Below are 23,852 nucleotides of genomic sequence, written 5' to 3'. Positions count from 1 at the left end.
CCCGGGTGCCTGCACCCTGGCTGCTATCCTTGGTCTGTGAATTACGCCCAACTCCTCTTCCCTGATTTCTCCCTGATCCTGTGCGGCTACCTGGTGTGCCGCTACACCGCATTGAACCGGCCCGTGTGGGAGCAGGTGGAGTCGCTGGTGTATTACTTTCTGTTCCCGGTGCTGCTGTTCCAGTCCATCGTCAAGAGCCCGTTGGATCTGGGTGCGGCCTCCAGCCTCATTGGTGCGGGTTGGGCCAGCGGCCTGGCGGGCATTGGGCTGGCCTATGCCATTCCGCACCTGCCCTGGCTGCGCACCCATGTGGATGCGCGCGACCATGCCTCCAGCGCGCAGATTGCATTTCGTTTCAATTCCTTCATCGGCCTGGCCATTGCCGATCGACTGGCTGGTCCGCAGGGCGTGCAGCTCATCGCGGTGCTGATTGGTGTCTGTGTGCCGGTATTCAATGTGGCTGCGGTATGGCCCATGGCGCGCCATGCGCAGCGTGGCTTTGCGCGCGAGCTGCTGCGCAACCCGCTGATCATTGCCACGGCCACCGGCCTGGTGGCCAACCTGCTGGGTTTTGCAATTCCGACATGGCTGGAACCCACGGTGACACGCCTGGGCGCAGCATCGCTGGCACTAGGGCTGATGGCTGCTGGGGCCGGCATGCAGCTGGGTGCGCTGGCACGCGGCAAGGTGCTGGCCGTGGCGGTGATTGCCATTCGCCACCTGCTGACCCCTATCGTGGCCTGGGCCATTGCACGCGCCCTGGGCCTGAGCCCCACCCAGACCACCATCCTGCTGGCCTTCTCGGCCCTGCCCACAGCCTCCAGCTGCTATGTGCTGGCCGCGCGCATGGGCTACGACGGCGCCTACGTGGCCGCCCTGGTCACCGTGTCCACGGTGATGGGCATGGTCAGCCTGTCGTTTGCCCTGGGCGTGTTACAGCGCCTCTGATGCCGCGCTAGTACCAGTGCTGCAGCGCCTCGGCGTGCAGCACATGGCGCTGGCCATCTTGCGGCGCCCAAGACTCTGCGCTGCACGCCGCACGGGTCAGAAAATCCAGCATCCACAAATGCCGGCGCAACACACGCTGTTGGCGGTGGCCAATCAGCGGATTGAAGATGCCATGGCGGCTGAACAGCTGGCGCGGGTTCTTCTTGATCCACAACCATGAGCCCATTTCCAGCGTCAGCGGCAGAAACACGCGCTCTGGCGCCTCGCGCGACTGCAGATACAGGTGGTCCCACAGGTCGCCATGGGTCAGGTACTGCAGACTTTGCGGCTCAAACAGGTAAGGGTGGTGGTTGTAGGTCTGGCGAAAAATCACCTGCAACGCGTACATCTCGGCCAGGTGGTGCAGTGGCTTGCGCGTGTGGGCAAAGGGGAACCAGAGTCGGTCGCTGAGCCCAAAGCCCGAATGGCAATCCACAGACATGCTGAAGGGCCGTGGCAACAGCTCCTGCGCCACCACCTCGCACACGGCCTGGCTTTCCTCTTCCATGGGTGCGCCCGCCACACCGCGGTACCAGGGCAGGCGCGAACTCAGGCGCTGGCCGCCCACCCAAGTGGGCACCGGCTCCAGCGCGTCCACCGGCGCATTGCGCATCAGGTCCACGCCACGCGGGTTGGCGCGTGTGCCCAGCGCCATACCACCGGGGTTCACCAGCGGCATGAACACCAGGCGCAACGACTCCAGCTGGCGGTGCAAGGTGTGGTCCCAGTTCAAGCGCATGACGATGCTGAGCAGGTAGGCCAGCACCACCTCGGCCCCAATGCGCTCCAGCCCATGCACACCACCAAAAAAACCGATGGCGGGCACCTGCGGGTCCGGGTTGCCCAGCGCAACGGTGTAGACCGGCAGATTCACCCCGCGGCAGTCCACCTGGCGCACCACGCGGGTCTCCACACGGTCCCCCGCGAGCTGGAGAATCCGCTCCAGTTCGGTCAATGCGGCGAGTGCGCGGTGTTGCAAAACCTGGCTCCTTGTTGGGCGCCAGCATAGCGGCACGGCACGAATTTTCAGCATCCTGAACGCACTTGATGACAATGCACCACACTGCCATGAAACCGTCACACAGGACTCCTAGAGTGGCTGCATCTGCAACCCACCGGGAGCCCACCATGATCCTCAAGCTACTAGGACTGCAACGTTTGCTGGATGAGCTGTTCGAAGACAACTGGCTGGAGCCAGTGGCCTTGATCGAGGTCTGAATGCGCAAGCGCTCCACACCCTCGCGCCCCTTTCTGCTGCCCTGGCTGGCCGTCACTCTGGCGCTGGTGCAGGGCGTGGGTGAACTGCTAGCCTTGCAACGCACCCACCTGCCCCGCAAGCGCCGCTGACCCTACACTGCCCGCATGAAAATTTTCAAGCGGCTGGTTCTGGGGTTGTTGGTATTGCTGGTTGTCGCAGTGGCGGCGCTGGCTTGGATGCTGGGCCACCCGCCCAGCCTGCGCGGCCTGGACCGCTTGCGCTGGTCCGCCCCCCCTCCTCCGCCCCAGGCACCATTACGGGTCAGCTTCCTGGGCGTGGCCACCGTGCTGCTAGACGACGGCGAGACCGCCCTGCTCACCGACGGATTTTTTTCCCGCCCGGACAAGCTCACCACCTTCCTGCGCAAGGTGGAGCCCGATGTGGCCGGCATTGCAGCCGGATTGCAGCGCGCTGGCATCCCCCAGCACACCGGCAAGCTGGCAGCGGTGATTCCCCTGCACTCGCATTACGACCACGCCATGGATGCGCCTGAAGTCGCCAAGCGTACCGGTGCCCTGTTGCTGGGCTCGTCCTCCACCGCCATGGTGGGCCGCGGCTGGGGCCTGCCCGAGGCGCAAATACGTACCGCGCAGCTTCGCACGCCCTATACCTTTGGTCGTTTCACCGTCATGCTCTACCCCGCACTGCACACGCCCACCGGTTTTACCGGGGGCGAGATCACCACGCCGCTGGTGCCACCCGCCCGCGCAACCGACTACAAGGAGGGCCAGAGCTATGTGGCCCGCGTCGAACACGATGGCCGCACGCTGCTGATCACCAGCACCGCAGGCTTTGTGCCCGATGCGCTCAAGGGCGTGCAGGCCGACGTCGTGATGCTGGGCATAGGCGCCATGGGCCCGCGCAGCGACGAACACAAGGAGGCCTATTGGCGCGAGACCGTGGCGGCTGTGGGTGCGCGCCGCGTGATTCCCATCCACTGGGATGACTTCTGGATTCCGTCCACCCTGCCCATGCAACCCATGCCTCCACCGCTGGACGACTTTGAGGCCTCCATCGCCTTTCTGCAACGCAAGGGCGCGCAGGACGGCGTGGAGATTCGCCTGCCTCTGGAGTGGAAGGCGATGGACGTGTTTGCCGGGCTGCCGCCGCGCCTCAAGTAAGCGAGGCCAGCGGCACTGTAGCCAGGCCAGCCGCGCGTGCCTGTTGCAGAAACGCCTGGCCCGCCGCTTCAAAACCGCTCACAGGGCTCATGCAGTCGGTCAGCAGCACGATCTGCTGCAGGCGGGGCGTTGGCAAGTTCGCCATCATGTCCGTCACAGACGCAGCCACACAGTGGCTTAACGCCTCGCCCGCTACCAAAAGCGTAGCGCCTGGCGCAGACAGCGTGCGGACTAGCGACTGATTGAGCAGTGTGCGGTCATCATCGGCACGCGGCACCTCGGCCTTGAAGGCACTGTACTGCTCGGTCATGGGGTTCTGCCCCTTCAACACCTTAAGGCAGATGCGGCCGGTTTCCTGCTCCCAGCGGGCAATCGCCTCGCCCAAGCCGGCGTGGATGTTGTGGCCCCAGGTGCCCAGCACACAGTGCACCGGCCACACGATGAGCTGGCGCTGGCTTGTGGCTTCCAGCGCTTGCAGGTAGGCCACCACCTCGTCGGTGCGCCCGGCATGGCGCGGCTGGTAAGTGCCCCGCTGCACCTGCGCCACAGTGATCAGCGTGAACGGCGCCACCGCGCTGCCGTCGGCCTGCTGCCAAAAGGTGGTGCGCTCCACGCCCACGCTGGCATGCGAATCCAACGTCACAGTCAGGCTGCGCACCTGCGCCGCGTGCGTGTGCAGCCACGCGGCCAGGCGGTCCATGTCGGCGTTGGCGCCGGGCACGGGCAAGGCAGCGCCTGCAACGTCCAGAAAATCGTTTTGCGGGTCAATCACCAGCAGGTCGTACAGCGCCATGGCGTCATTCCTCTTCAAGGGGTTTGTTGCAGGGCCCACTGCACGTGCTCTTGCACCAGCGGGTCGGGGTGGTCGGTGCGGCGTTGCAAGGACTGCACCAGGGTCTGGCGCTGTGCTGCAGGCAGTGAACTGCCCGCCAGCGCGTTGCCCATGGCCACGGCCACATTGCGCAGCCAGCGCACGTGGCCGATGCGGCGGATCGGGCTGCCCTCGGTGTGCCGCAGGAACGTGCCCTCGGTCCAGTCCAGCAGCGTGGCCAGCTGCATGCCGGTCAGCCCCTCGCGGGCGTCGAAGTCGGGCAAGGCGCTGCGCTGGGCAAACTTGTTCCAGGGGCAGACCAGCTGACAGTCGTCACAGCCGTAAATGCGGTTGCCAATCAAGGGGCGTAATTCCAGCGGGATGGTCCCGGCGTGCTCGATGGTCAGGTAGGAGATGCAGCGCCGTGCATCCAGCCGGTGCGGGGCGATGATGGCCTGCGTGGGGCACACCGTGATGCAGGCGCTGCAGCTGCCGCAGTGCGGCTGCACGGGCGCGCTGTCGGGCAAGGCCATGTCCACATAAATCTCGCCCAGAAAAAACATGGAACCGGCCTCGCGGTTCAGCAGCAACGTGTGCTTGCCACGCCAGCCCTGGCCGCTGCGCGCGGCCAGTTCGGCCTCCAGCACCGGCGCGCTATCGGTGAACACGCGGTAGCCCAGCGGTCCCATGTGGGCGGCCATGGTGTCGGCCAGCTTCTGCAGGCGGCTGCGGAGCACCTTGTGGTAGTCCCGCCCGCGGGCGTAGACCGACACAATGCCCTCGCCGGGGCGCTGCAGGCGCGCCAATTCGGTGTCCTGCCAACCCTCCGCCGTGTCGCGCGGCAGGTAGTCCATGCGTGCAGTGATCACGCTTACCGTGCCCGGTACCAGCTCGGCCGGGCGAGCGCGTTTGAGGCCGTGGTGGGCCATATAAGCCATGTCACCGTGGAATCCTTGCGACAACCAGGCCAATAAACCGGGCTCGGCCGACGACAAATCCACACCAGCCACGCCAATTTGGGAGAATCCAAGTTCCCGGGCCCAGGCCTGGACCTGCACAACCCACGGGTTGCCCTCTTGCCCACTGTCAGATTGAGCGTTGATTTGAGTGCTGTTGATCGTCACCACCCCATTGTAGAAAGCAGCCTGACCCTCGCATGGGCGGACGAATCGGCCACCCACGCGTTTGCCGCCCACTGGGCCGCGCAGCCCGCGCTGGCCAACGCCTTCATCGCGCTGCATGGCGACCTAGGCGCCGGCAAAACCACCTTGGTGCGCCACCTGCTGCAGGCACTGGGCGTGACCGGCCGCATCAAGAGCCCCACCTACGCCGTGGTGGAGCCCTATGAGCTGGACGCGCTCAACATCTGGCACTTTGACTTCTACCGCTTCAGCGACCCACGCGAGTGGGAAGAAGCCGGCTTTCGCGACATCTTCGCCAGCCCCGGCCTAAAGCTGGCCGAGTGGCCCGAGAAGGCCGCCGGCATGCTGCCCGTGGCCGATGTGGACCTGCACATCCGCACGCTGGACGACGCGAGCCGCTTGGTGACTCTGACGTCCCACACCGCCACCGGTACCGCCTTGGTGCAGCCCCTATCTAGGGCAAGCGCATGAAGCGGCGCACGCTATTGCAGGCCGGCAGCGTCGTGCTAACCCTGGGCGCTGCTGAGCTGGCCCGCGGCGCCACCATCATGACCGTGCGGGTCTGGCCCGCGCCGGAATACTCGCGCGTCACCATCGAGTCGGATGCCTCGCTGGTGACCAAGCAGCTCTTTGTGCCCAGCCCGCCACGCCTGGCGGTGGACATTGAGGGCATCACGCTGAACCCCGCACTCAAGGAGCTGGTGGCCAAGGTGCAGGCGGACGACCCGAACATTGCCGGCATCCGCGTAGGCCAGTTCACACCCACGGTGGTGCGGTTGGTGGTGGACCTGAAACACGCCATCCGCCCCCAGGTGTTTTCGCTGAGCCCGGTGGCTGCCTACCAGCACCGGCTGGTGCTGGACCTGTACCCGGTGAACGAGGTGGACCCGCTGGAGGCCCTGATTGCCGAGCGCCTGACGGACAACGCCAAAGCCGCGGCAGCCAGCCCACCCAAACCCGCCGCCAGCAACGACCCGCTGGACGCGTTGATCGCCATGCACACGCAGCGCGCGGCATCCAGCCCCGTGGTGCCGGGTACGGCCACCGCCCAGAATGCTCCTAAAACAGGAGCTACTCGCGCAGATTCCACGGGGGTTAGCGGCCAAAATGGCACTAAACCCCCGTTACCAGCCAGCCCCACAACGCCCACCACCGAGCGACTGATCATCATCGCGCTGGACCCCGGCCATGGCGGGGAAGATCCGGGCGCCATCGGCCCTGGCGGCACCAAGGAAAAGGACGTGGTGCTGAAGCTGGCCCACCTGCTGCGCGAGCGCATCAACAACGCCAGCGTCAATGGCAACGCCATGCGCGCCTACCTGACGCGCGATGCCGACTTCTTTGTGCCGCTGGGCACGCGCGTGCAAAAGGCGCGCCGCGTGCAGGCCGACCTGTTTGTGAGCCTGCATGCCGACGCCTTCTTCACCCCCGACCCGCAAGGCGCCAGCGTGTTCGCGCTGAGCCAGGGCGGCGCGTCGAGCAGCGCGGCGCGCTGGATGGCGGCCAAGGAGAACAAGGCGGATTTGATTGGCGGCCTGAACGTGAAAGCCAAGGACGCCACGGTGCAACGCGCGCTGCTGGACATGAGCACCACCGCCCAGATCAACGACAGCCTGAAGCTGGGCAGCAACCTGCTGGGCGAGATCAAACGCGTGGGCAAGCTGCACAAGCCCAAAGTCGAGCAGGCCGCGTTTGCCGTGCTCAAGGCGCCCGACATTCCCAGCGTGCTGGTGGAGGCCGCCTTCATCAGCAACCCCAGCGAAGAGGTCAAGCTCAACAGCGAGGACTACCAAAACCAGCTGGCCGATGCACTGATGCGCGGCATTGAGAGCTACTTCGCCAAGAACCCGCCGCTGGCGCGTAACCGCACGACCAGCTAACCCTCCAGCCTGCTCCGCAACCAGCCGCGTCAGACCCGAAAAGGCGGCCAAATTACCGCTTAATTCGGCGATTACAACTAGGTGCTAACCCTAGACTGATTCCCTCAATAACGTTACCGAAGGGAGGTTGTCATGGTTCAGGCAAGCTGCGTTTCAACGCTGGGGTTTCCATCCGAGATTTTGCCGTTCAAGGTGGAGATCGCGTCCAGGGCGCAGATGGAGGGAGTGATCCAACTCCGCGCTGCCTCCTACGGCAAACACCTCCCCGAACTGGGCGCCAAGCTGCGTGAAGCCGAAGCCGCGGACTTTGAGCCCGGCTGCGAAGTGTTCGTCGCCACCTCCAAGCTGGACGGCTCCATGCTCGGCACCCTGCGCACGCATGCCAACCAGATCAAAGCCCTGCCCTTGCAGCATTCGCTGAAACTGCCCGCGCGCTTTCACGGCAGCCGCATGGTGGAAACCACCCGACTGTGCGTGAAGGGCAACCCCCAGTCCTCGCTGGTGCGCACGGCGCTGTTCAAGGCGCTGCACAGCTACTGCCTGGCGCAAGACGTGGACTGGATGATGGCCACGGGCCGTCGCCCGGTAGACCGCATTTACGACAGCCTGTATTTTTCTGACGTGGGAGAAGCGGGTGTCTTCTACCCCATGACCTTCACGGGTGGTGTACCGCACCGGGTGATGCAACTGGCGCCCCGCGCCGTGCAGCCACTGTGGCACGCATCGCAGCACAGCCTGCACCGCTTCTTTTTTGAAGCCCATCACCCGGACATTGACCTGTCCCGGGCCAAGCCCCTGGTACAGCCCTGGCACTGCCCAGAGATCGATGCCCCGCACACCACCACCGAGGACAGCATGGTGCTGACGGACAGCGAGGCCGAATGGAAGGTTTCTGCCGCCATGGCCCTGTAAGCGAGAAGCGTGGGGTCAGTGCAGGGTGCCCAGAGTCGATTCCGGGAACAGGGACATGGTGGCATCCGCATTGGCTTGCAGCAGCTTGACGAAGGCGAGGATCTCGGGGTCCTCGATGAAATCGGCACCGCTTTGGGCTGCCAGGATTTTCTCGGGCATCACCGGCTTGCTGATGCCATAGCCCTGCGCGTAATCAATGCCAGCATCCGCCAGCGCACGGATGGTGGCCAGGTCTTCAGCAAACTCGCCCACCGACTTCATGCCCAGGCTGCTCACCAGGCCCCCAATGGCCACAATGATGGCCATGCCGGACTGGCTACGTGCCGCGTCGCGCACCAGTGAACCATCGAGCTTGAGGGCATCCACCGACAGCCCCTTGAGGTAGCCGAACGAGGAATACCCGGCACCGAAGTCATCCAGCCCCACCTTGGCGCCCATGGCGCGCACGCGGTCAATAAAGCGCTGCATGTTGCGCATGTCGGTGATGGCCACGGTCTCAGTGATCTCGATGCAGATCTTGGACAAGGCCAGCGGGTGCTGCTCGAACAACGCAAACAGCTCGGCCGTGAACGACTCGTCGTTGAGCGAGCCACCGGACAGGTTCACGCCCACAAAATGGGTCTGATGCAGGTTCTGGGCATGCTGCTCCAGCCAGTCAATGGCCGTGGTCACCACCCAGCGGTCAATGATGGCGGTTTTGCCATGGGCCTCAGCCGCTTCGATGATGGTGCCCGCGCCCACCACACTGCCATCGGGCTTGCGCAGGCGCACCAGCATTTCAAAATTCAGCGAATCAAACGGCCGGCTCAATGACAACTCGGGCTGCATCATCAAGAAGAGGCCCTGGGGCGTTTCGCCGCGCTCCAGGCAGTTGATCAGGTCCAGCTCGTCCTGGTGCTGCTGGAAGAAGCGGTCGCCCGACTCCATCACCACCAAACGCTGGTTGCTGCGCTTCTTGGCCATGCGGCACAGTGTGTCGGCCGCCGACACGATGTCTTTCAACGGCGACTGGCTGAACTGCGCGGTCTCCACCAATCCGCCCGACACGTCCAGCGAAAAGCTTTGGTTGTCAATCTGGAACGGGGCCGAGCCAATCAGCATGGCAATGCTGTTGCAGCTGGCCTCGCTGTCGGCCATGTTGGCGCGCGAGAACACCACCACAAACTCGTCCCCCCCCACACGGGCCAACATGTCGTGGCGCTGCAGCACGCTGCCCATGCGCTCGGCCACCTGCATCAGCACGTTGTCACCGGCGGTGTGGCCATACAGGTCGTTGATGAGCTTGAAGCGGTCCAGGTCAAAGTAGGCCAGCGCGGTGAACTGGTAGCCCACCTTGGCTGTCTCCAGGGCCAGGCCGCGCAGGTTCAGGCAGCCGGTCAGTGGGTCGTGGCTGGCCAGGTACTCCAGGCGCTCGGTCACCTGCACGCGCTCGGTGATGTCCTGCAGCGAGCATTCGATGGTGTTGCCATCCACCGTCGAGGCCTTGATGGCAAACCAGCTGTTGCCCGTGGCACGGGGCAGCAGGGTCTGGGTTTGCAATTCAATCGAAGTGCTAGCCCGCGCGCTGTGCAAGGCCACAATTTTTTGCACCAGGTCCGCATCGAACAACTGCTGCAGCGACAAGGGGCCATCCACCGCAATGCGCCGAACCATGGCATGGAAGGCCGGGTTGGCCTTCATGATCTGCGCGCCCACGCCAATGGTGAACAAGCCAATGGGCGAGTCCTGGTAAGCCGCTTCCAGTAGCTTTTGTGCGCGCTGGTTTTGCAGGCGGTGCGAGCGCATGTGCTCTGCCACCGCGGCAGACGCCAGCAGCGCCGAGGCGATGGCGGCGGTCACGCTGTTGAGTCCGGACAGCAGCAGGCGCTGCCCGGTGGCCGCGGCCACCACTTCGTTCATGCTGGCCACCAGCGTGACGATGATGGAGGCGGCATACCACGCCGCTACACGGGAATGCGTGTGGCGCAGGATTTTGGCCAGGTAGACAATCATCAACATCACCACCGAAGCAGTGGCAACCCACAGCGTCGGCAAGACGCGTTCGTACGACAGGAACGGGCACGCCACGATCACGGCCACCGCGCTGAGCTGGTGCAACCTCAGCAGCCAGCCGGCCTTAACGTCCTGCAACTCGGCTTTGAACAGCGCACTGAACAGGCCAATCGTCATGGCGTAGTACATGCACAAGGTCCATTGGCGCATGGGCGTGAACCAAGCCGGGTCGAGGGCCCCGCCAAAGAGCTCTATGTCGGTGCCTGCCGACAGGCCCGCCATGCGCATATTCAGCAGCAGCCAGCCCACAAAGGTCCAGTACAGCGCGCTGCGGTTCACCACGGCGGTGAGCAGCATGAAGATGGCCAGCACGCCAATGCCGGCCTCCAGCATCACACCGGTTTTCTGGTGCGACACCTGCGCCATGTCCAAGGCATGCGGCTCCCAAGCATCCGCAGAAATCTTGGCAGGCCCCCGATAAACGGCCCGGCACAGCAGGCTCCAGGGCGCAGCAGACTCAGCGGGCTGCAGTGAGAAACCAGCGCGGCTGCGCTGCATGCCACCAGAAACGGCAAAGCGATTGGCATCGCCCAGCGGCAGGCCGGTCTGCAGGTTCCAGCAGCTCAGTGCGGTGGCGTGGCGCGACGGGAAATCAATCTCCCATGGGTGATCCACCGGGCTTTGGGGGACCTGCACCGCAAACCAGAAGTTGTTGGTAGAGAGATGGGTTTCTGCGGAAGCCGTGGCTGGCACGGCTTCCAGATGCTGGCGAACACGGTCCAGGGCCGCCACATCCACGGGTTCGGATTCCTCCCACACCTGGATGGGCAAAGGAATGCCTCTTGCAATGTCCGAGTGCCCCAATTGCCACAACAGCGCCAGACCAGCCAGCGCGACCAGCACGGCAGGAAACACCAGGGTGGTTAATCGGTCCAGCAGGGTTTCAACGACTTTTCCCGCCATGCTTTTTTTTGGTTCGTGGAAGTAACGCGTTACCGCGCCTGTCTTCTACTATGCCATGAGAAAGAAGCTCAATTTGCGGTCTTGAGGCGCGACTTGAGTGCACCAGCACAGATGATCAGGCCCGGGATCAGGATCATGGCCCAGATGATTTTGTCCAGATGCGCTTTCACCCAAGGGAAATTTCCGAAAAAGTAACCGATGGTGACAATGCCGCCCACCCACAGCGCCCCCCCCACCACATCAAACAAAGTGAACTTGGAGCGTGTCATCTGCGCCACACCGGCCACAAAGGGCGCGAAGGTGCGCAGGAACGGCATGAAGCGCGCGGCAATGATGGTGACGCCACCATATTTTTCGTAAAACGCATGGGCCTGGTTGAAGGCCTGCTTGTTGAAGAAGCGCGAGTCTTCCCACTGAAAGACCTTGGGGCCGACATAACGGCCAATGGCGTAGTTGCTCTGGTTGCCTAGCACTGCCGCCGTCAATAGCAGCCCCACCGAGGTGGTGTAGTCCATGAGCCCCACGCCACACATGGCGCCCACCACGAACAGTAGCGAGTCACCCGGCAAAAACGGCATGATGACCACGCCGGTCTCAACAAAGATGATGGCAAACAGCAGCGCATAGACCCACAGGCCATAGCTCTGCACAAACACTTCCAAGTATTTGTCTACATGCAGGATGAAGTCGAGAAGCGAGGCGATGAGTTCCATGGACGTGGATTATCCCTGTCCGTCACGGCATGGCCATGACACCCCAGCCACCGTGGGGCTTATCGCGGATTCAGGCGAAAACGTTGAGCTTGGCAACCGCTTGCTTGAAGCCACCAAAACGGCTGGCGGGCAGCGCTTCGGCGCTGCCGCCCGAGGTCGATGCGACGCCCATGCCCAGCTTGTTCGCATCAAAGTCACGCAGGGTGTTCACCGCTGAGGCCACAAACTGCTCGGCCGGGGTCTGGTCCACCGCGGCACTGGCGCGGCCGGCGACCACGCCGCTGCGCGTGTAGACGCCGCTGGCCGCTGCTTTCTGGGCGCTGCCCAGCTCCAGCGTCACGCCGGCGGGTGCTGCGGTTTCAGGGGTGTTGCTGGGCTCCACCGCGGCCACCGCCTTGCGGGCAGGCGGTGCGGCCAGGCCTGCGGAGCGCGCGCTGCCCGCCTCGGGCTTCAGCGCGTCAGGCTGCGCCGATGCGCCAGGGGCACCGGGTGTGGTGGGAGGAAAGATCAGGTTCAGGCGGTTGATTTGCATGGCGGGCCCCACAAGGGATGTGCTCCCCCACAGTGTCGCCAGGGCTGCGGCCGCCCAGCCGCAAAATAAAGCCCGAAAAGCGCCGTTTTTCTATCCCTTGGGCTGGGACGTAACCTGCGCAAAGCGCTGCTGGTAGTGCGGGTTTTCGGTTTTGAAGACACGGTCCCACCAGGTGAACCACAGGCCGTAGTTGCCGTGGGCTGTCTCGTGGTGCAGGTGGTGGTGGGTGGTGGTGGTGAAACGCCCGCCCAGCCAGTGGGTGGCGAAACCGCGCGGCATGGTCTCCACCGCGGCGTGGCCGTGGGCGTTGCGCGTGATCTGGTGCACCGCAAAGGCCAGCAGCACGCCCACGTGCAGCGGCACCACCAGCAGGGCCAGCGGCGTGACCAGCGCATTCACCAGTGCCTCCAGCGGGTGAAAGGCATAGGCGGCCCAGGGCGAAGGGTGGCGTGACCGGTGGTGCAGGCCATGCACATGGCGGAACAGCCAGCGCGTGTGCAGCAGCCGGTGGGTGACATAGAAGTAGAAGTCGTGCCACAGCAGCATGGCTGGAAAGCTCAACACCAGCCACCAGATGCCATATTCAGTGGGCCGGAAATACACCGTCACCCGGTTGCTTACCACCGCCGCGGTGATGACCATGGCCAGCGCGGAAAAAATCAGCAGCGTGGAGATGGAATAGCGCATTTCGCGCCGGATGTCCTTTTGCGCGGGCCACTGGGCAATCAGGCGGTGCGCCAGGCGCTTGCGCAGCAGCACATGCAGCAATAACCATACGCCCAGTACGGCAGTCAGGTAGAAGGTGCCTTCGTGGATCAGGGCCTGGCTATACACATGGGCCAGCCAGGCCAGCGCCTCGGGGTTCTGCCAGTTGCTGAAATCAGGAAGCATGCCGCGCCTTTGAAGTCGCCACAACGCTGTGGCCGGCGCATGCTACCCGACTTCGCCCCCTAAAATGAGGCGGTGAACGCTTCGTTACCTTCTTCTATCGCAGCCGCGGCCCGCCGCCCCATCCGCGAACTCCCCGACGAACTCATCAGCCAGATTGCGGCCGGTGAGGTGGTGGAACGACCGGCCAGCGTGGTGCGCGAACTGGTGGACAACGCGCTGGACGCCGGTGCCACACAAGTGACGCTGCGGCTGTTGGCCGGTGGCGTGCGCCTGATCAGCGTGGAAGACGACGGCCAGGGCATCTTGCGCGACGAGCTGCCCATTGCCTTCAAACGCCACGCCACCAGCAAGATCGGCAGCCTGCATGACCTGGAGAGCGTGGCCACCATGGGCTTTCGCGGCGAGGCGCTGGCCGCTATTAATTCCATAGCTGATTGCGCAATCTTGTCGCGGGCTAGCGGCCTGAATGATGCGTATCTGCTGGACGGCCGTACCGGCGAACTCAAACCCGTGGCGCGCAGCCAAGGCACCACGGTCGAGGTGAAAGAGCTGTTCTACAGCACGCCAGCGCGCCGCAAATTCCTCAAGACCGACGCCACCGAGCTAGCCCATTGCATCGAGGCCGTGCGCCGCCACGCATTGGCCCGGCCCGACGTGGGCTTTGCCATCTGGCACGAAGGCAAACTCGTAGAACAGTGGCGAAAGTGTGAACATGCCGACCTGCTGGCCGCTCTGGACCAACGGCTGAGCGACGTGCTGGGCCCCGAGTTTCTGGCGCAAAGCGTGCGCGTGGACTGGCATAGCAAGCAGGCCAACGAATACGGCCAGCCTGCACTGCGCGTGTGGGGCCGTGCCGGAGTGCCGGACGCCGCCCGCTCGCGTGCCGACCAGCAGTTTTGCTATGTGAACGGCCGCTTCGTGCGCGACAAGGTGCTCACCCACGCCGCCCGCAGCGCCTACGAAGACGTGCTGCACGGCCACCGCCAGCCGGTCTACGCGCTGTACGTGGCCATGGACCCGACGCGCGTGGACGTGAACGTGCACCCCACCAAGATCGAAGTGCGCTTTCGCGACAGCCGCGAAGTGCACCAAGCCGTGCGCCACGCCGTGGAAGACACCTTGGCTGCACCGCGTGCCGCGGCAGCAGCAGGTGCAGTGGATGGTCAGGCGCAAGCCCCCTCGCTACTCGCCCAGCCCGGAACTTATGTACCTAAAGTGCCTGTAGCCCCCATGTACAGTGCGCAACCAGCTATCAAATTTGAAGCAAATACAGGCTTAATAGGCCACCGCGTAAGCGACGTAGGCGCCCTCTGGCAGCGCAGCACAACGCCGACGCAAGAAGGCTGGGCGGCAGTGGGCTCTGCGCAGGTCAAGGAGGAGCCCGCAAAGCGGGCGGGGGACACGGAGCAGAGCACGCTGCCGTCCAGCCGCCCCGCGAGCGAAGAAGAAGCTTGGCCCCTAGGCCGCGCCATCGCCCAGCTGCAAGGCGTCTACATCCTCGCCGAAAACAACCAAGGCCTGGTCATCGTAGACATGCACGCCGCGCACGAACGCATCGTCTACGAACGGCTAAAAACCCAAATCAGCCTCACCGCACCCGACGGCACCGTACACCCACTGGCCAGCCAGCCCCTGCTGATTCCGGCCACCTTTGCCGCCACGCCCGACGAAGTGGCCACGGCAGAGGCGCATGTGGCCACGCTGAACACACTGGGCCTGGAGATCAGCCCCTTCTCGCCCAAGACCCTGGCCGTGCGCGCCGTGCCCACCACGCTGGCACAAGGTGATGCGGTAGAGCTGGCGCGCAGCGTGCTGGCCGAACTGGCCCAACACGACGCCAGCACCGTCATCCAGCGCGCGCAGAACGAAATATTGGGCACCATGGCCTGCCACGGTGCCGTGCGCGCCAACCGCAAACTCACCATCGAAGAAATGAACGCGCTGCTGCGCGACATGGAAGCCACCGAACGCAGCGACCAATGCAACCACGGCCGCCCCACCTGGCGCCAGCTCACGCTCAAGGAGCTGGACACGCTGTTTTTGCGCGGCCGATAGACGAGTCCACAATGGGCCGAAACAACCGGAGGCCCTTCCACGACTTTGCGCGCTGCTGTTTTACTGGCCGTCTTTGCCTGCCCAAGCCGCTGAAGCCAACCAGCGTGCCTTGTCGGAAGCGACCCACTCGCTCAGCGCGCATCTGGGTGAGATGGACGACAAGCTGGACAAAGCCATTGCCTCGTCCACCCGAAACTGACGATTGGCGGACAAACCTACACCGAGCCGGGTTTTCATTGGCTTGCGTATAGTGGTGCCATGCCTTTTCAATCACCGGCATTACTCATAGGTGTTTCGGCGCGCATCTATTACCCGTCCGGCCCAGTGCTGGACCTGGGCGGTGTGTGGACCAAAACACTGCACTTCCTGGAGCAGTCCGTGGCCCAGTGGCTCATGCGCGGCGGCGCGCTGCCCGTGATGGTTCCTGCGGTGGATGCGCAAAGCGTGGTGCAGACCGAAGAACTGAACCTGGGCCACTACGCGCAAGCATTGGACGGGTTGGTTCTGCAAGGCGGAAACGACGTCGCTCCGGCCTCTTACGGCGAAGTGCCAATAGCCCCTGAATGGGCCGGCGACCCGGTGCGTGATGCATACGAGAAGAGCCTGATCGAGGCCTTTGTCAAAGCGGGCAAGCCCGTGTTTGGCATTTGCCGCGGTCTGCAAATGCTCAATGTGGCTTTTGGCGGAACCATGTGGCAAGACATTGGAACGCAGATGCCGCAGGCCTTGCCGCATGTCCGCTCCGAGATGTATGAACGCAACGTCCACGCAATCGAAATTGTGCCAGGTACGCACATGGCTGCGTTGTACCCCGGTCTGCAGCACGGGATGATCAACAGCATCCACCACCAGTCCATCAAGGACTTGGCGCCGGATTTTGTGGTCGAGGCGCACTGCCCGGATGACGGCGTGATCGAAGCCATTCGCCGTCGCGGGCCAGGCTTTGTTGCCGGGGTGCAATGGCACCCGGAGTTTCGCCAGAAGAACTGCCAGGTTATCTTTGATGACACCCCGCTGCTGCGCGACTTTCTCGCATTCGCTCGGGCTCAACAAAACATTTAGTCAGTTGATAAAAAAGGAGTTCCGATGGAATTCAAAAAATCGCAAGCCCTCACCTTCGGAATGGAACTGGAGCTGCAAATTGTCAACGGCTCCACAGGCACGCTGTCCCCCTCCAGCCTGGAGTTCTGGGAGATCGTCAAACGGCGCACGGATGCGGAGCGCTTCTCTCTGGAGGCCACGCTGTCCACCATGGAACTCAATACCTCGGTGCATACAGATGCGGACGAGATGGCGGCAGAAGCCATGGCCCTGACGCAAGTGCTGTGCGATGTGGCCGCGCCCATGAATCTGATGATCCGGGGCGGCGGAACGCAACTGACGCAGTTTTGGAACGAGCGCGTGCTCGCGCCCACCGACCGTGCGGCCGAACTGAGTCGCCGCTTTGGCTATTTGCCAAAGCGCTTTTCCACCTACGGTATGCACGTCCATATCGGCGCCGCCAGTGCCGATGACGCCATCCACATGGGCAATGGCTTGCAGGCCCTGGTTCCCCTGTTCATCGCCATGTCTGCTGCGTCGCCCTATCTGCAACTGGAGGACACGGGGTTCTGCGCCTCCCGGCCTTTGGAACCCCTGATCTACCCCCATGGTGGCCCCATGCCCAGATTTAAGAACTGGACAGAGTTTGAGTGCCATGCCCAAGATATTTTCTCCACGCAACTGGCCACTTCCCTCAAGGACGTGTACTGGGATGTGCGCCCCAAACCAGAGTTCGGCACCATCGAAGTGCGCGTGTTTGACACGCCGCTGTCTGTCGCCAAGGCGGTGGGCCTGGCGGCATTCACCCGCGCCTGCGCAGCCTTGATACTCCACGGCAAACTGGCACTGCCGACCACGCCATCGCCACCGACAGCCGAACGCGTGAGCCGTTTTTTTGCCTGCCGCGACGGACTGGACGCGGAGTTGTTCGATCCCTTCACCCAGCAATGGAAACCCGCACGAGACTGGTGTGCCAGCCTGATCCAGAGCATTGAACAGTCGCCCGTGTGCGAGGCCGATGTAGAACACATCCGCCGCCTACACGCCCACATCGACAACGAACAGGACGCCACCCTCATGCGCAATACCTGGGAAGAAACTTTGAATGTGGACCATCAGGTCCAGTCCAAAGACGATGGCCTGGTGAACAACTCCAAAGCACTGAGTCAGCATTTGCTGGCCCCGATGCGAGGCTAGGGGCCATGGACTCCGGGGCCGACGCCAATGCCGTGCTGGCCGAGGACGCCCTGCGTGCGCTGGCCGACCCCGGCAAGGCCCGCACGGCGGCCGCCTATTTCAAGACTGGCCCCGGCGAGTATGGTGAGGGCGACCGGTTCTACGGCATCCGCGTGCCGCAGGTGCGCGAAGTGGCGCGCCAGTTCAATACCTTGTCACTGGACGACTGCGCGGCCCTGCTGCAGTCCCCTTACAACGAAACGCGGCTGTTGGCGTTGGACATCCTGACGCGCCGCTTTGCCAAAGGCAAGCCCGAGGTGCAAACTGCGGTGTACAACACCGTGCTGCAACACCGCCACCGCATCAATAACTGGAATTTGGTGGACGGCGTAGGGCCATACATCACCGGCCCGTATCTGCTCAAGCGTGACCGCAGCATCCTCTGGCAGTGGGCAAAGTCCCCCGTGCTGTGGGAGCGGCGTTTGGCGGTGCTCAGCACCTTTGCCTTCATCCGTGCGGGCGACTTTGGCGACGCGCTGAAGCTCTATGCCCAGCTGCTCACCGACCCGCACGACCTCATGCACAAGGCCTGCGGATGGATGCTGCGCGAGCTAGGCAAGCGGGACGAGGCACGGCTGCTGGCGTTTCTGCAAACCCACTACGCCGCCCTGCCCCGCACCACGCTGCGCTACGCCATCGAGAAGTTCACGCCGGTGCAGAGAAGCCAGATGTTGAAGGGTTACTTCCACGCATAGCATGACGACAACAATGCACCGACTCCACCCGCCCCTCATCTTCACGCTGTGCCTCTCGGCTCTGCTCGCCACACTGGCCCTTTGCAGCATGTCGGCCCACGCCCAGACCCTGAGCTACACCCAGGCCCAGCAAGCATTGCAAGCGGGCCAGTACAGCGCGGCCTTCAATGCCTTCCAGACCCTTGCAAGCCAGGGCGACGCGGCCAGTCAGTTCCAGCTCAGCCTGCTGTACCGCACTGGCAAGGCTGTGGCACCCAATGGACCACTGGCCCTGCAATGGCTGCAGCGTGCTGCACAGGGCCGGTATGGGGAAGCGTTGTCCAACCTGGGTGGCGAATACGCGCGGGGGCAGGCACTGCGCCAGGACAAAGTGAAAGCGCTCGCGCTCTTCTTGCTGGCGCAAACCCAAGGTGTGGATGTGGCTGGCACCAATGCGCAAACGGTGGCGCGCACACTCAATGCGCCCCAGATTGAGCAGGCCAAAGCGCTCGCGCAGACCTGCGCGCAGGGCAGCATGCGGCCCTGCCTCTGAGCCCGCTACACCGCCGGGCCGCTCAGTACTTCAGCGCCGTGCTCTTGCCCCAGAACACGCGGTAGGCATACACCGTATAGCCAATGATGACCGGCAACACCACCACCACGCCATAGAAGATGACCTGCAGCGCCTCGGGTGCGCTAGCGGCTTGCCAGACCGTGAGCTTGTCCACCACCAGCCAGGGGAACAGGCTGTAGGCCAGGCCGTAGAAGGCCAGCAGAAAGATGCCCACGGTGCTGGCAAATGGCACGGCTGCGCCGTACTGGTTGTTTTGCGCCAGGCGCGTGGGCAGGCGCTTCAGGCTGCGCGCAATCACCACAAACAGCGCCACCGTCATGGCAGGAATCGGCAACAGCATCACCACATTGGGGAAGCTGAACCACTTGTCAAAAATGCGCTGACTGACCCAGGGCGTGGCCAAAGAAATGGCGGCCACGCCAGCGGCGGTGAGCCACAGGCTGCCCTGCGCCCAGCGCACGGCCTTGAGCTGCAGCGCGCCCTCCGTCTTCATGATGAGCCATCCTGCGCCCAGCAGGCAGTAAGCCGCCACCAGGCACAGGCCAATCAACGCATTGAACAACTGGCTGCCCCAGTCCGTCGCAAAGCCGGTGACCAGGCCACCGAGCATGAAGCCCTGCGACCAGCCGGCCAGCATGGAGCCCACATAGAACGCGCGGTCCCACAGCGGTTTGTGCTTGTCGCGCGCCTTCACGCGAAAGTCGAACGCCACACCGCGCAGCGTGAGCGCCACCAGCATCAGCGCCACGGGCAGATACAGCGACCCGAGGATGACGCCATGCGCCATGGGGAAGGCCACCAGCAACACACCCACGCCCAGCACCAGCCAGGTTTCGTTCGCATCCCAAAACGGGCCGATGCTGGCGATCATGGTGTCTTTCTGCTCCACGTCATCGGCCCGGCGTAGCAGCACGCCTACGCCCAGGTCGTAGCCATCCAAAATGACGTAGGCCAGCATGGCCAGCGCCATCACTAGCGCGAACACCAGGGGCAACCAGCCTGCGGGCTGGCTCAGGTCAGGCATGGTCAAAGCGGTCGTATCAAGCATGGGCCACCTCCGGCAAAACGGGTTCTGGGCTACTGGCCTTGCGGGCCAGATAAAACAGCACACTCACATAGGACGTGAGCAGCACGGCGTACAGGCTCAGGTACATCACCAGCGTAAAGGCGATGTTGCGAGCGGGCACTTTGGACGCGGCCTGCGCTGCCGTCAGCACACCCTGCACCAGCCACGGCTGGCGGCCAATTTCGGTCACATACCAACCCGCCACCAGCGCCACCCAGCCGGCAAAGGTCATGGCCACCAACACGCGTGCCAGCCAGGGTTGCAGCGCGTCCTTGCGCACTTGCCAGCTGCCCAGCCAGCTCACTGCCAGCATCAAGAGCCCGACGCCCACCATGATGCGGAACGCCCAGAACACGGGTGCCACGGGCGGGTGCTGGTCGCCAAATTCCTTGATACCCTTGATCTCGCCATCCCAGTCGTGCGTGAGGTACAGCGAGGCCAGCTTGGGGATGGCAATCTCGTACTTGTTGGTTTGCGTGGCCTTGTCTGGCATGGCAAACAGCACCGCGGGAGCGCCCTTTTGTGTTTCCCAAATGCCCTCCATCGCCGCAATCTTGGCGGGCTGGTGGTGCAAGGTGTTCAGGCCGTGCTGGTCGCCCACCAAGATTTGCAGCGGGATCAGCGCAGCCGCTACAAACAGGCCCGTGCGCAGCGAAGCCTGTACCGCCCTGCCCTTGTCACCCTTGAGCCAGCGGTAGGCACTCAGCCCCGCCAGCAAGAACGCTACGGTGAGGCCCGATGCGATCAGCATGTGCGTCAGGCGGTAGGGGAACGAGGGATTGAAGATCACCTCCAGCCAGCTCGTCACATGCGCCTTGCCGTCAATCATCACAAAGCCGGTGGGCGTGTGCATCCACGAGTTGAGTGCCAGAATCCAGAAGGCCGACAGGGTGGTACCCGCTGCCACCAGAAAAGTGGCCGTGGTGTGCACCCGTTCGCTCACGCGCCCGCGGCCAAACAGCATGATGCCCAGCATGGTGGCCTCTAAAAAGAAGGCCGTCAGCACCTCATAGGCCAGCAGCGGCCCGGCCACGTTGCCCACGGTGTTCATGAAGCCCGGCCAGTTGGTTCCGAACTGAAAACTCATGGTGATGCCGCTGACCACGCCCAGCGCAAAGGTCAGCGCAAACACCTTGACCCAGAACTGGTAGGCGTCCATCCAGTGTTGTTGCGCGGTGGCGATGAAGCGCGTCTTGAAGAACAGCAGCACCCAGCCCATCGCGATGCTGATAGTGGGGAACAGGATGTGGAAGGTCATGTTGGCCGCAAACTGGATGCGGGCCAGCACGACGGGGTCAAAGCTGTCCATGGTCGGCTCCTTCGGTGCTGGGCTTGGCGGGGGTGAACACGCTCTTCACCCGATCTTTCATCTCCAGCAGTTTTTGCACCTTGGCGCCCATCTGCATCAGGCTGACCAGCGTTTCAGAATCCATTTTCTGCACATCGTCCAGCCAGTCGGTCATCAGCTCAATGAAGGCATGCATCTGCTTCATGCGTTCCTGTGCGTGGATATCTTCGGCCACGCTGGGCTGCTCCATGAGTGCGTCGCGCAGCATCGAAAGCGTCGGGTCAATCTCGCGCTTGCGCCGCTCGGCCGCCAGCGTGCGGAAGATGGCCCACACATCCTCGGGCGCCTGAAAGTACTCGCGCCGGTCATTGGGCTGGTGGATCAGCCGCACCAGGTTCCACGACTGCAATTCTTTCAGCCCCATGCTCACGTTGGAGCGGGAAAACGCCAGCGCCTCCCCGATCTCGTCCGCATTGAGCGGCTTGGCCGATACATAGAGCAACGCGTAAATCTGGCCCACCGTGCGGTTGATGCCCCAGCGGCTGCCCATTTCGCCAAAGTGCAGCACGAAGCGCTGCGTGAGCGGAGGAAGGTTCATGGCTCTGGTCTTTCCTGAATTTTCAGTATTTTCTGAAATATCAGGAATTAACGGAAATAGGCCTGTTTAACCTTGACTTGGCACAAGGGGTATTCATTGGGCAGTTTGGGGATGGAATTGGCCTCTATCCCCCGTGGAATATGCGCTAGCAGCTATTGAATCTGTAGCATCCAAAGCGACCCGAGCCACCTGCTCGTCGTCATCGCCCCCAGCCCCGACAACATCCCGGCCATTGGCCGCGGCCTGAGCCAGGGGCGCGATGCAGCCACCAGAGTGCATGCACAGCAGAGTGGCCGGTGGTCTTCTGATGCATTGGCACCGAAGGCGATAGTCGACCCAAAGTAGAAATCCTTCAAGTCAAATTCGACGTCTAAATGCAGACATTCGAGAGTGCAGAGCCAGTTGTTGGGGCCGATTGGCTGCAAATAAAAGAGGGCAATGGACAGGCTATCGCTCCCCCGGGGAGTGTCAATGCAGTCAATCAATACTGCAGCTTCATCATCAAATTCCACGCCGAACAATTGCCGTTTGCGGGCGTCCCCCTTGAAGTTCTACAACGACAGTCAACTGCAACCCACGTTGGGATTCATCGTTACCATGCAATTGGAGGAACGCTGGGACAACAATTAGAGGTCGCATAATTAAAAACCAAAGTGGGACGAAAACCAGTGGCAAGTCCACTTCGCTGAAGGAGAGCAGTATGACGCTTGCATACGATGATCAAATTCCATCCACTCTTTTTAATCGACGTCGCCTTCTAATGGGGGCTGCGAGCTTCGCTGCGGTATGCGCTGCCGCTCCCAAAACAAGCTGGAGTCAGACTCTCACTAAACCAATGATCATTGCGGACATGCATTCGCACCTTGGCTTGCATGATCGACAGAGGTTTCCTGGTGACCTTGCGGCCGAAATGCGAATCAACGGTGCAACCTTAGTTTCGTGGGCGTTGTCAAGCGATAGTCCGTGGATTGTTGCAACCCCAACTGGCATAGAGCAGCGCGGTTTTCCCACGGCCGCCGAGTTACTGGCCTACTTTGAGAAACAATTTCGTGAAATGGCTGCCTACGCGCAACGAAACCAACTCAGCATAGTCAGGAACGTTGCGGATGTGGACCGTGCACTTGCCGGGCAAGCTTCGGTTGTGTTTGCAAGTGAAGGTGCCGATTTTTTGGGTGGGCAGGTTGCAGGGCTTGGCAAAGCCTTTGACATGGGACTTCGTCATCTTCAGTTAGTGCATTACATCCGTTCTTTAGTGGGGGACCATTCAACAGAAGCTCCGGTGCACGGCGGGCTGAGCGCCATGGGGAGAGACCTCATTCTGGCTTGTGAGCAAACGGGCATTCTGGTCGATTTGGCGCACTGCAGTGACATGGCTATCACACAAGCCCTGCAAGTCGCCAAAAAGCCCATGGTTTGGTCCCATGGCTGGGTGGAAGGGGACGGAGGCTCCTACCAGGATCGCTACGGGTTCCTCAAAAGACGGCTTTCCGTAGTCCAAGCCAAGAAGATTCGAGACAGTGGTGGAGTCATAGGCCTGTGGAGCCTTGGCCTGGATCGACCGGGACTGGGCTGGAATGTGTCGCGTCGCGATGCCGAAGGCTATGGGCGTGAACTCGCGAAGCTCATCAATCTGCTTGGTCCTGACGGTGTCGCGCTTGGCACGGACATCGCCGGTGTTGGGGACAACTGGTCTGTGGGCAGTTATGCGGATGTTCGCAAAGTCATAGATTTTCTTGAAATGCAAAAGCTGGATGCCGCCACTATTGAAAAAGTCTCCTGCCTGAACTTCGCTAGGGTGTTAAAAGCAACGCTGCCAACGACTTGACGCCGCCATGTTCGTCGCGATGCGGGACTAAATGTCGTACAGCTTGTAGTCACTGCCTGGATTACCGCACGGCAGTCCAGCTATTGATCTAAACAACTATCCACCGATGGAAGTGACCAATGCTACAGAGTCAGTAACACAGAAAGCCGTGCCTGCGGCACAGCTCTCCAACTGATAGAGTCCGCTTCAGCTTCACGCATGAAGCCAATTGCGTATTCCTGTTCAAAGCAGCCACCGATTCCAATCCAGTCACTTGGGTAGCCGCAATTGCGCGGAAAACCCACCGGCGACAC

The 23,852-nt window shown here is 62.7% G+C and carries 23 protein-coding genes; 13 read left to right on the top strand and 10 right to left on the bottom strand.

Translation table 11 applies throughout. The annotated features are described in order from the left end of the window. The first annotated feature begins 36 nt into the window (after nucleotides 1-36). On the top strand, nucleotides 37-948 hold the full coding sequence (locus AC1DZ5_RS18190) for an AEC family transporter (RefSeq protein ID WP_477891617.1): 912 nt from the start codon (nucleotides 37-39) through the stop codon (nucleotides 946-948). Between the two features lie 7 nt (nucleotides 949-955). On the opposite strand, the gene AC1DZ5_RS18185 is transcribed toward AC1DZ5_RS18190, so the two are convergent. Then, nucleotides 956-1,966, bottom strand: a complete 1,011-nt coding sequence (locus tag AC1DZ5_RS18185; RefSeq protein WP_477891615.1) for a M14 family zinc carboxypeptidase — start codon at nucleotides 1,964-1,966, stop codon at nucleotides 956-958. A 239-nt stretch (nucleotides 1,967-2,205) separates the two neighbouring features. Here AC1DZ5_RS18185 and AC1DZ5_RS18180 point away from each other — a divergent pair, with 239 nt between their 5' ends. Beyond that, on the top strand, nucleotides 2,206-2,334 hold the full coding sequence (locus AC1DZ5_RS18180; protein ID WP_477891613.1) for a hypothetical protein: 129 nt from the start codon (nucleotides 2,206-2,208) through the stop codon (nucleotides 2,332-2,334). Nucleotides 2,335-2,349: 15 nt separating this feature from the next. Continuing rightward, complete coding sequence (locus AC1DZ5_RS18175; RefSeq protein ID WP_477891611.1) at nucleotides 2,350-3,366, top strand: MBL fold metallo-hydrolase; 1,017 nt, start codon at nucleotides 2,350-2,352, stop codon at nucleotides 3,364-3,366. On the opposite strand, the gene AC1DZ5_RS18170 is transcribed toward AC1DZ5_RS18175, so the two are convergent. Beyond that, on the bottom strand, nucleotides 3,359-4,159 hold the full coding sequence (locus AC1DZ5_RS18170) for a cysteine hydrolase family protein (protein ID WP_477891609.1): 801 nt from the start codon (nucleotides 4,157-4,159) through the stop codon (nucleotides 3,359-3,361). The two genes, AC1DZ5_RS18175 and AC1DZ5_RS18170, sit on opposite strands and share 8 nt — an antisense overlap. A 14-nt stretch (nucleotides 4,160-4,173) precedes the next feature. Further along, the gene (gene queG, locus AC1DZ5_RS18165) at nucleotides 4,174-5,235 is read right to left on the bottom strand and encodes a tRNA epoxyqueuosine(34) reductase QueG (protein WP_477891685.1); all 1,062 of its coding nucleotides are present in this window, start codon (nucleotides 5,233-5,235) and stop codon (nucleotides 4,174-4,176) included. 45 nt (nucleotides 5,236-5,280) lie between these two features. On the opposite strand from queG, the gene tsaE reads away from it, so the two are divergent. The 3 genes from tsaE (at nucleotide 5,281) to AC1DZ5_RS18150 (ending at nucleotide 8,111) form a co-directional block, all read left to right on the top strand. Beyond that, complete coding sequence (tsaE, locus tag AC1DZ5_RS18160) at nucleotides 5,281-5,790, top strand: tRNA (adenosine(37)-N6)-threonylcarbamoyltransferase complex ATPase subunit type 1 TsaE (RefSeq protein WP_477891607.1); 510 nt, start codon at nucleotides 5,281-5,283, stop codon at nucleotides 5,788-5,790. Continuing rightward, nucleotides 5,787-7,199, top strand: coding sequence for an N-acetylmuramoyl-L-alanine amidase (locus AC1DZ5_RS18155; protein ID WP_477891605.1), 1,413 nt, complete (start codon nucleotides 5,787-5,789; stop codon nucleotides 7,197-7,199). Before tsaE ends, AC1DZ5_RS18155 begins: the two co-directional genes overlap by 4 nt. A gap of 132 nt (nucleotides 7,200-7,331) precedes the next feature. Continuing rightward, on the top strand, nucleotides 7,332-8,111 hold the full coding sequence (locus AC1DZ5_RS18150) for an N-acyl amino acid synthase FeeM domain-containing protein (protein ID WP_477891603.1): 780 nt from the start codon (nucleotides 7,332-7,334) through the stop codon (nucleotides 8,109-8,111). A 15-nt stretch (nucleotides 8,112-8,126) separates the two neighbouring features. On the opposite strand, the gene AC1DZ5_RS18145 is transcribed toward AC1DZ5_RS18150, so the two are convergent. From AC1DZ5_RS18145 to AC1DZ5_RS18130, 4 genes are all read right to left on the bottom strand, one after another. Continuing rightward, on the bottom strand, nucleotides 8,127-11,066 hold the full coding sequence (locus AC1DZ5_RS18145) for a putative bifunctional diguanylate cyclase/phosphodiesterase (RefSeq protein ID WP_477891601.1): 2,940 nt from the start codon (nucleotides 11,064-11,066) through the stop codon (nucleotides 8,127-8,129). A gap of 68 nt (nucleotides 11,067-11,134) precedes the next feature. Beyond that, nucleotides 11,135-11,779: a VTT domain-containing protein gene (locus tag AC1DZ5_RS18140; protein ID WP_477891599.1), complete on the bottom strand. Its 645-nt coding sequence runs from the start codon at nucleotides 11,777-11,779 to the stop codon at nucleotides 11,135-11,137. A 70-nt stretch (nucleotides 11,780-11,849) separates the two neighbouring features. Beyond that, nucleotides 11,850-12,311: a hypothetical protein gene (locus AC1DZ5_RS18135; protein WP_477891597.1), complete on the bottom strand. Its 462-nt coding sequence runs from the start codon at nucleotides 12,309-12,311 to the stop codon at nucleotides 11,850-11,852. Between the two features lie 90 nt (nucleotides 12,312-12,401). Next, nucleotides 12,402-13,202 (bottom strand): sterol desaturase family protein, encoded by an 801-nt coding sequence (locus tag AC1DZ5_RS18130; protein WP_477891595.1) that lies wholly within the window; start codon nucleotides 13,200-13,202, stop codon nucleotides 12,402-12,404. A 72-nt stretch (nucleotides 13,203-13,274) separates the two neighbouring features. On the opposite strand from AC1DZ5_RS18130, the gene mutL reads away from it, so the two are divergent. From mutL to AC1DZ5_RS18100, 6 genes are all read left to right on the top strand, one after another. Beyond that, nucleotides 13,275-15,257, top strand: coding sequence for a DNA mismatch repair endonuclease MutL (mutL, locus tag AC1DZ5_RS18125; protein WP_477891593.1), 1,983 nt, complete (start codon nucleotides 13,275-13,277; stop codon nucleotides 15,255-15,257). A 73-nt stretch (nucleotides 15,258-15,330) separates the two neighbouring features. Beyond that, nucleotides 15,331-15,456, top strand: coding sequence for a hypothetical protein (locus AC1DZ5_RS18120; protein WP_477891591.1), 126 nt, complete (start codon nucleotides 15,331-15,333; stop codon nucleotides 15,454-15,456). A gap of 59 nt (nucleotides 15,457-15,515) precedes the next feature. Then, nucleotides 15,516-16,319 carry a gamma-glutamyl-gamma-aminobutyrate hydrolase family protein gene (locus AC1DZ5_RS18115; protein WP_477891589.1) on the top strand — a complete coding sequence of 268 codons (804 nt, stop codon included), beginning with the start codon at nucleotides 15,516-15,518 and terminating at the stop codon, nucleotides 16,317-16,319. A gap of 24 nt (nucleotides 16,320-16,343) precedes the next feature. Then, nucleotides 16,344-17,495 (top strand): YbdK family carboxylate-amine ligase, encoded by a 1,152-nt coding sequence (locus tag AC1DZ5_RS18110; RefSeq protein WP_477891587.1) that lies wholly within the window; start codon nucleotides 16,344-16,346, stop codon nucleotides 17,493-17,495. A 5-nt stretch (nucleotides 17,496-17,500) separates the two neighbouring features. Beyond that, a complete protein-coding gene (locus AC1DZ5_RS18105) occupies nucleotides 17,501-18,229 on the top strand; it encodes a DNA alkylation repair protein (RefSeq protein WP_477891585.1) in 729 nt (242 codons plus the stop codon). A gap of 13 nt (nucleotides 18,230-18,242) precedes the next feature. Continuing rightward, nucleotides 18,243-18,761, top strand: coding sequence for a tetratricopeptide repeat protein (locus tag AC1DZ5_RS18100; RefSeq protein ID WP_477891583.1), 519 nt, complete (start codon nucleotides 18,243-18,245; stop codon nucleotides 18,759-18,761). A gap of 22 nt (nucleotides 18,762-18,783) precedes the next feature. On the opposite strand, the gene AC1DZ5_RS18095 is transcribed toward AC1DZ5_RS18100, so the two are convergent. From AC1DZ5_RS18095 to AC1DZ5_RS18085, 3 genes are read right to left on the bottom strand one after another with little or no spacing between them, the layout of a single operon-like run. After that, nucleotides 18,784-19,830 carry a cytochrome d ubiquinol oxidase subunit II gene (locus AC1DZ5_RS18095; protein ID WP_477891581.1) on the bottom strand — a complete coding sequence of 349 codons (1,047 nt, stop codon included), beginning with the start codon at nucleotides 19,828-19,830 and terminating at the stop codon, nucleotides 18,784-18,786. Next, nucleotides 19,823-21,157 (bottom strand): cytochrome ubiquinol oxidase subunit I, encoded by a 1,335-nt coding sequence (locus AC1DZ5_RS18090; protein ID WP_477891579.1) that lies wholly within the window; start codon nucleotides 21,155-21,157, stop codon nucleotides 19,823-19,825. The genes AC1DZ5_RS18095 and AC1DZ5_RS18090 overlap by 8 nt, the downstream gene beginning before the upstream one ends. Then, nucleotides 21,144-21,734, bottom strand: a complete 591-nt coding sequence (locus AC1DZ5_RS18085) for a GbsR/MarR family transcriptional regulator (protein WP_477891577.1) — start codon at nucleotides 21,732-21,734, stop codon at nucleotides 21,144-21,146. The genes AC1DZ5_RS18090 and AC1DZ5_RS18085 overlap by 14 nt, the downstream gene beginning before the upstream one ends. Nucleotides 21,735-22,434: 700 nt before the next feature. Here AC1DZ5_RS18085 and AC1DZ5_RS18080 point away from each other — a divergent pair. Then, nucleotides 22,435-23,559, top strand: coding sequence for a dipeptidase (locus AC1DZ5_RS18080; protein WP_477891575.1), 1,125 nt, complete (start codon nucleotides 22,435-22,437; stop codon nucleotides 23,557-23,559). Nucleotides 23,560-23,852 lie beyond the last annotated feature (293 nt).

Source organism: Rhodoferax sp. P1_F3 (assembly GCF_056405715.1).
This window is presented reverse-complemented; position numbering and strand designations above follow the sequence as displayed.

What these genes read in the sequence shown, in the direction of transcription:
- AC1DZ5_RS18150 (WP_477891603.1), top strand. Translation starts at nt 7,332, where the DNA reads ATGGTTCAGGCAAGCTGCGTTTCAACGCTGGGGTTTCCATCCGAGATT.
- AC1DZ5_RS18105 (WP_477891585.1), top strand. Translation starts at nt 17,501, where the DNA reads ATGGACTCCGGGGCCGACGCCAATGCCGTGCTGGCCGAGGACGCCCTG.
- AC1DZ5_RS18145 (WP_477891601.1), bottom strand. Translation starts at nt 11,066, where the DNA reads ATGGCGGGAAAAGTCGTTGAAACCCTGCTGGACCGATTAACCACCCTG.
- AC1DZ5_RS18175 (WP_477891611.1), top strand. Translation starts at nt 2,350, where the DNA reads ATGAAAATTTTCAAGCGGCTGGTTCTGGGGTTGTTGGTATTGCTGGTT.
- AC1DZ5_RS18090 (WP_477891579.1), bottom strand. Translation starts at nt 21,157, where the DNA reads ATGGACAGCTTTGACCCCGTCGTGCTGGCCCGCATCCAGTTTGCGGCC.
- AC1DZ5_RS18085 (WP_477891577.1), bottom strand. Translation starts at nt 21,734, where the DNA reads ATGAACCTTCCTCCGCTCACGCAGCGCTTCGTGCTGCACTTTGGCGAA.
- AC1DZ5_RS18095 (WP_477891581.1), bottom strand. Translation starts at nt 19,830, where the DNA reads ATGCTTGATACGACCGCTTTGACCATGCCTGACCTGAGCCAGCCCGCA.
- AC1DZ5_RS18170 (WP_477891609.1), bottom strand. Translation starts at nt 4,159, where the DNA reads ATGGCGCTGTACGACCTGCTGGTGATTGACCCGCAAAACGATTTTCTG.
- AC1DZ5_RS18115 (WP_477891589.1), top strand. Translation starts at nt 15,516, where the DNA reads ATGCCTTTTCAATCACCGGCATTACTCATAGGTGTTTCGGCGCGCATC.
- AC1DZ5_RS18180 (WP_477891613.1), top strand. Translation starts at nt 2,206, where the DNA reads ATGCGCAAGCGCTCCACACCCTCGCGCCCCTTTCTGCTGCCCTGGCTG.
- AC1DZ5_RS18130 (WP_477891595.1), bottom strand. Translation starts at nt 13,202, where the DNA reads ATGCTTCCTGATTTCAGCAACTGGCAGAACCCCGAGGCGCTGGCCTGG.
- AC1DZ5_RS18100 (WP_477891583.1), top strand. Translation starts at nt 18,243, where the DNA reads ATGCACCGACTCCACCCGCCCCTCATCTTCACGCTGTGCCTCTCGGCT.
- AC1DZ5_RS18080 (WP_477891575.1), top strand. Translation starts at nt 22,435, where the DNA reads ATGACGCTTGCATACGATGATCAAATTCCATCCACTCTTTTTAATCGA.
- AC1DZ5_RS18110 (WP_477891587.1), top strand. Translation starts at nt 16,344, where the DNA reads ATGGAATTCAAAAAATCGCAAGCCCTCACCTTCGGAATGGAACTGGAG.
- AC1DZ5_RS18155 (WP_477891605.1), top strand. Translation starts at nt 5,787, where the DNA reads ATGAAGCGGCGCACGCTATTGCAGGCCGGCAGCGTCGTGCTAACCCTG.
- AC1DZ5_RS18140 (WP_477891599.1), bottom strand. Translation starts at nt 11,779, where the DNA reads ATGGAACTCATCGCCTCGCTTCTCGACTTCATCCTGCATGTAGACAAA.
- AC1DZ5_RS18135 (WP_477891597.1), bottom strand. Translation starts at nt 12,311, where the DNA reads ATGCAAATCAACCGCCTGAACCTGATCTTTCCTCCCACCACACCCGGT.